The 4,787-nt window shown below is 62.3% G+C and carries 3 protein-coding genes; all 3 read left to right on the top strand.

From position 1 onward, the window contains the following. Positions 1–656 precede the first annotated feature (656 nt). Genes MA879_RS12150 through MA879_RS12140 form a run of 3 tightly spaced genes read left to right on the top strand, consistent with a single transcriptional unit; the run spans position 657 to position 4,463 of the window. The gene (locus MA879_RS12150) at positions 657–914 is read left to right on the top strand and encodes a hypothetical protein (protein ID WP_248126852.1); all 258 of its coding nucleotides are present in this window, start codon (positions 657–659) and stop codon (positions 912–914) included. Continuing rightward, complete coding sequence (locus MA879_RS12145) at positions 911–1,585, top strand: hypothetical protein (protein WP_144786710.1); 675 nt, start codon at positions 911–913, stop codon at positions 1,583–1,585. Before MA879_RS12150 ends, MA879_RS12145 begins: the two co-directional genes overlap by 4 nt. Next, positions 1,578–4,463 (top strand): hypothetical protein, encoded by a 2,886-nt coding sequence (locus tag MA879_RS12140; protein ID WP_248126849.1) that lies wholly within the window; start codon positions 1,578–1,580, stop codon positions 4,461–4,463. The genes MA879_RS12145 and MA879_RS12140 overlap by 8 nt, the downstream gene beginning before the upstream one ends. The last annotated feature ends 324 nt before the right edge of the window (positions 4,464–4,787 follow it).

Raw genomic sequence — 4,787 nt, 5'->3', positions numbered from 1 at the left:
CGACTCGTACAAGTCCACCGCCCGCTGCCGGAACTCGTCCGTGTAGTTCTTCCTAGCCATCCCTTGGATTCTCGCTTCCCCATCATCGTGCTGGAATCAGCGTGTCCAAGATCAGGGGTCAAGCGCCCCTCTTTACCGGGTGCTTCTTGGATCCGATTCTCTCGCGCACCCCTGACAAACCGAAGAGCTCAGTGGCGTGCAGACGCCAGGTCGTCGGGCGGTGGGAGCCCATAGGGGTCGGCCTCGCCATTCGCCCACGCGCGATGCCGGGCCTCCGCGATGCCCAGCACCCACTCCATTAGCTTGCCGAGGTAAGGTTCATCACGCCGCGTCACCCGCAGCCTTCGATTGTCGCTTCCCATGTCAGACAGGTGCACGACCCTCCGCGCGATGCACACTTTCGCCCGTCCGCCCTTCACCACCTTGAGGTCACACGCATCTTGCAGATCGAGGAGTCGCCACTTACGTCGGTGACGAAACAGACGTACCGTGGAACATGGCCACCAAACGCTACGACCCCACAGCGGCCGACTTCAACGGTCGCTACTCCCGCTGGGTCGCCGTCCTCGAATCCGGCAGCGAAGCCGAGCTGCTGGAAGCCACCGTGGCGCTCCCAAAGCACCATCCGCCGCGTCCTGGGCCAGAGCCTGCCGGAAGTGCCATACACCGTCGGCATCTTCCACACCAAAGTACAGTCGGTCTTCGACCACGTTATTACCGCCTACGGGGACGACGGCGAGAGCGCCTACTCGCCCCGAATCGACTTCAGCCACCCGAGCGACCGTGTGCAGGTCGAGTACAACGGTCCGATCGACGTGAACAAGGTCGCCGACGATGTCGTCGCCCGCATCCACGCCGACCCCGAGTTTGCGGTGAGAGTGGCCGCCGAGTTGGGGACGAGCCCTGATAGATGAGCGAATCAGGGTTGATCCCCGACGATCGCCAAACGCGGCTCGCCAGCTGGCTGGCGGAGAAGCGTCCAGACCTGGCGAGCATGTACAGGACCGCTCGCGACCTGCTGGCGACTGCCGCCAAGCCGGGTGATGAGCGTACGCGTGTCTCGCACATATGCCACTCAATGCGAGAAATGATGAATCGTCTTCCGGGCGCACTCGGGATCGCGGGGACAGGCGGTGGCGGCCCACGGAGCTCGACCCATGTGCGCAGACTTCCTGCCATCGCCGCACGCTTCCCCAACCTCGACCTCCAGCAAGGGGTCGAGAACGTCCCGGTCCCTCAGGAGCTGGCAGTTCTCCTTGATGACCTGATCAAAGCTGCAGTCGCTGAGGACGGGCGAGTAGCTGCGAACGCTGCCGCGCTGCTCACTGACGATGGGAACACCAAGCATGCGGCAGTCCGCGAGTGGCAGGACCTCGTCAACTTCTTCGTGAAATGGGCGCATCTCCACGACGCGCAGAGTGACGTTCAGTTGATCCCATCCGACAACGACCTGAGGCAGCGGATCGAACTTGCCGAGGCTCTCATGGACGGCATTAGAGCTGAGTTCTTCGATAGCCTGCACGCAATCGAGGACCTGCTCGCCGAAGCCAACCAGGTCAAGGACGGAGGTGAACAAGATGGCTGAGTACCAGGCTCCGACGGCAGAGCAGGTCCAGGCAGCGCTACGCCGGCTGACGTCATTCCAGCTACGTCGGGCGTTCTACGAGGGGCTCAAAAATCCACATTGGGTGAAGCCACTCGCTGATGCGGGAGCTTTCAGCAGCCCTCCCGAACCAGAAGTCGGAAGCGACGGCATCGTGCGTGAGCAGTACTGGCCTGAAGCTAGCTACTTGGATGCGATGGTTGAGCATGTTCCAGCTGAGGTTGCTGAAGTTCTTGGCACTCTCGCGGGTAGCAACAATTCCTGGGTCCGGAGAATCGTATTCTCTGCTGGCTCGCGTATGCCCACAGCCATTGCCGCCAAACTGAAGCCAGTCATTGATGGCTGGGAGGACAGCGGCTACGGGTGGCGCACAGATCCACAGGACCTCGTGTCGTTCACGGTCAACCTGCTCCAAGGAGGCGAGACCAAGTTCGGCGTTTCCTTCGCCAACAAGCTGTTCCGGCCAATCAAGGACAAGGGCGTCAACAACGATCCCGTGACGGAGCTGAAGGCCCATTGGTATTCGTGCGAACTCCCGAGGGTGACCGTTGCTCTCGGAGACAACGCATTGAAGACCATCCTGCCTTGGCTCACGCTCTGGGAGGAGAACGAAGGAAGCATCGGAGACGAGTTCGACCACAGCGGCTTTGGGCGCTCTGAGATCTCTAGAAGGCAGAACTCCTATCACGAGATCCAGGATGCGCTGATTGACGCCGTGCGCGACGCTGCGATCCAGCATCTGGAGAGGGACCCAGCGGCGGCGTGGGCGGCTCTCAACAGCAAGCCGATCCTCATCGTGCGCCGCATTTCGCTTTACGCGGTTGCAGAAGTCCTGGGGCGCCAAGCGGCTACTGGCAGGGCGAACACCGACCTGTTGGCTGTCGCGCGAGAACTCATGGTCGACGCGAAGTCCCGCGAGCAACTCGCCACATCGGACTTCATCGGGCTGATCCGCGCGATAGGTGCGGTGTCCCGTGCTGAGCTTGACCAGCTTGAAGGGGTGCTGGCGTCCGGCCCCATCACCGAGCAGGAGGCGGCACGAATCACGCGTAATCTGCGTGAACGAGGCGAATCAGACGCCGAGATCCAAGACCAGATCGCGCAGTGGGATAGGCGATGGAGACACCGCGTGTTGGCCGGCGTTGGGCCTGACCTCCTCCCAGCCACACTCAGGAAGCAACTGGACGTGCTCGATGCTCAAGATGGCGTCGTTGATGACCCCACGCGTCCGACCTTTCAGGTGTCTGGTTGGACCGGACCGAACAGTCCAATCCCTCAGGAGGAGATGGCAGCGCTGGCTCCGATGGAGCTTGTTGCGCAGTTGGAAGGCTGGCACGACGAGGGCGACGGCTGGGGTCCCGAGCCTTCCCACGAGGGACAAGCGAGGGTGCTTGAGGCAGTCGTTGCAAGTAACCCAAACGCGCTGGATGGCCAGCGGGACCTGGTCCGACGATTGCGCCCGACCTACTTGCGGGCAATCCTCAGCGGCTGGGAGGGAGCGCTCAAGTCAGAACTCGCGCTTCCTTGGGAGCAGGTGCTGACTCTCATCGGCGACATCCTCGCTCATTCCGATGAATCGGATTTCCCAGTTGAGGGTGGACGATTCGACGACGATCCGGACTTCGCAGAAGCCAAGAAGGTCGTGGTCCGATTCATCGCCCACCTGGCGGCCAGGGCCCCGACCACGACGCTTTCCGAGGAGCAACTGGGCCGACTGGCGGATCACCTCTTGACCGCTGCAACCGGAACTGCCGCCTGGAGCGAGTATGTCGGCACGGTCGAGGAAGAGAACTCCGGATGGGACCCGCTCATGGTCTCGCTGAACTGGAAGTGGCCCATCTTGTTGAGGGGGCTGATCAACCTAGTTGGTCTCGGCGAAGCTCGCCCTTGGCATTCCAGGTCGCTCGAAGCGCTCGGCCAGCAACTCGCCTTGGAGGATCCTCGCGGCGCCTCGCGAGCTGTTCTAGGCGAGGGGCTCGCAAAACTCTTCAATCATGCTCGCAGTTGGCTTCTCGGGAGTCTCTCGACCTACTTCGGCACGCGCTCAGGACTGGACCGGAACCAACAGATCGCAGTGACGACTGCTATCGCCATGCACTACTACCACCCGGGCCTCTACCGGCTCCTCACCGATTCCATGATTGCCGCGCTCGACAGCACCGAGCAGATCTCGATCGGTTGGGGCAACGATGTCTCGCCGCAGCAACGGATCGGCCAGTGGGTGATCGAGGCGATCATCCGAGGGCATATCGGAGACGATGACCCACTGCGCACTGAGTTCTACACCCGGGTCGACCCCGACGCTCGCGGCGATGCGATCGGGCACACCGCGTGGTCGTTCATGCACGCCGAGGAAGTCGACGATGCGATCCGCGACCGGCTCGCTGACCTCTGGGATGAGCGCGTCTGCCACGTCAAGGTACACCCCGAGGACAAGGCCGAGCTCAAGGACTTCTACTGGTTTATCCGGAGCGATAAGTTCTCGGCCGCATGGTGGCTACCCCGGCTGGTCGAGGCCCTGACGCTCAATCGAGAGCTGAACACGAACGGGAGGATCGGCGAGCAACTAGCTGCCGCCGCCGACGAGCTTCCACGGGTCGCCCTTGACGCGCTGACCATGCTCCTTGCCCCCGCCGAGACGCCGGGCCGGGACAACTACGACCTACGTACACGCTCACTAGCACCGGTGATCGCGGCAGCTCTCAAGACGTCCGAGCCCGAGCTCCAAGACGATGCACGATCCCTAATGAACCATATGGGTGAAAGGGGCGAGATCGATCTTAAACGACGAGTTCAAGCGATCCTGCGCGCCAATTCGGAGGGAGATGCCACGACTCCCCCTGCGAGAGACCGATGGTAGTTAGTCTCGCTCACCGATCGCGCGTCTTCGCCCACACCGTGCCGCGATGGACGCCGAACCAGCTCGCGAGGGTCGTCACGCTGACGCCCTCCGCACGGGCTGTTCGCATGGCGTCCACTTCCTCGTCCGTGAGCCGTGTTCGAGGTCGTTTCTTTGGTTCCGCCGAAGCGTCGATCAACGGGTCATCGGCCTCGCCCTGAAGCGCCCTGGGTTTCGTTCCGACCTACTTCCTCAAGGAGGATCGGATCATGCCCCAGAAGTACACCCCCGAGTTCAAGGCAAGAGCCCTGAAGCTCATCGAAGAACGCGTCCGCGCCGAGCAGT

This window comes from Micrococcus lacusdianchii, from assembly GCF_023155805.1.
In the GTDB taxonomy this organism is placed as follows: Bacteria; Actinomycetota; Actinomycetes; order Actinomycetales; family Micrococcaceae; genus Micrococcus; species Micrococcus lacusdianchii.
The sequence above is the reverse complement of the archived record's forward strand: the minus strand, read 5'-3'. Positions and strand labels throughout refer to the sequence as shown.

What these genes read in the sequence shown, in the direction of transcription:
- MA879_RS12140 (WP_248126849.1), top strand. Translation starts at nt 1,578, where the DNA reads ATGGCTGAGTACCAGGCTCCGACGGCAGAGCAGGTCCAGGCAGCGCTA.
- MA879_RS12145 (WP_144786710.1), top strand. Translation starts at nt 911, where the DNA reads ATGAGCGAATCAGGGTTGATCCCCGACGATCGCCAAACGCGGCTCGCC.